The following is a 1,060-nucleotide window of genomic DNA, read 5'->3' as shown; positions in this document are numbered from 1 at the left end:
GCCCGAGCCCACCGGGGACCACCCGGTGGGCAGGACGACCCTGCACCTGGTGGACGGGGAGCGCGAGGACGTGTGGGTGGGCGGGCCCCGCCAGCTGATGGTCACCCTGTGGTACCCGGCGCGTGCGGACTCGGGCCGGCCAGCGCCGTACATGACCGAGGCCGAGTCCGCGGCCATGATCGCGGGGCTGGGGCTGGACCTGCCCGCCGACCTCATGCACAGCGGGGTGCGCACCTCCTCCCGCCTGGACGTGCCTCCCGCGCGCACCCGCGACGGGTTCCCGCTGGTGGTCCTGTCCCCCGGCGCGGGGCACAACCGGATCGAGCTGTCCTCGCTGGCCGAGGACCTGGCCAGCCACGGCTTCGTGGTGGCCGGGGTGGACCACGCCCACGAGGCCGCGCCCGTGGAGTTCCCCGACGGGCTGATCACCGAGTGCACCGGGTGCCAGAGCGGCGAGTGGGCCCTGGGTTCGACCAACCGGGCCGAGGACGTCTCCTTCCTCCTGGACCGGCTCACCGGCCCCGACCCCGCGTGGCGGTGGTCGCGGGTCATCGACGCCTCCCGGATCGGGATGGCCGGGCACTCCTGGGGCGGCACGGCCACCGCCGAGACGCTGCGGGCCGAGGAGCGGGTGGACGCCGGGATCAACCTGGACGGCCCCTACTACCCGCCCGCGGTGGAGGAGGGGCTGGACAAGCCGCTGGCGCTGATCGAGAACGGCCAGGGCAACTCCTGGGACGGCGTCGAGCAGATGTGGCCGCGCCTGGAGGGCTGGCGGCAGTGGATCCGCATGGAGGGCTCGGGGCACTCCAACAGCATCGACCGCGGCGTGCTGGTGGAGCAGCTCGGCCTGACCGAGCTCTTCACCCCCGAGCAGTGGCGGAACCTGTACGGCGACGTCGGCGTCGAGCGCGGCCTGGAGCTGGTGCGCACCTACAGCCTGGCGTTCTTCGACCACCACCTGCGCGGCGGGGACCAGCCCCTGCTGGAGGACCCTGGGGCCTTCCACCCCGAACTGGTCGTGGTCGACCCCGACGCCCTGGAGCGGCTGCTGGCGGCC

Annotated in this window: 1 protein-coding gene; it reads left to right on the top strand. The window is 74.2% G+C overall.

Annotation, left to right across the window (positions count from 1 at the left end; genetic code table 11):
- Positions 1–25 precede the first annotated feature (25 nt).
- Positions 26–1,060, top strand: a 1,035-nt coding sequence (locus DQW06_RS25895; protein WP_117199479.1) for an acetylhydrolase, incomplete at its 3' end; no start/stop codon positions are given.

It is taken from the genome of Nocardiopsis sp. TNDT3 (assembly GCF_003427465.1).
Taxonomy (GTDB): domain Bacteria; phylum Actinomycetota; class Actinomycetes; order Streptosporangiales; family Streptosporangiaceae; genus Nocardiopsis; species Nocardiopsis dassonvillei.
Note: the sequence above shows the minus strand (reverse complement) of the source record. Positions and strands in the feature narration are given on the sequence as shown.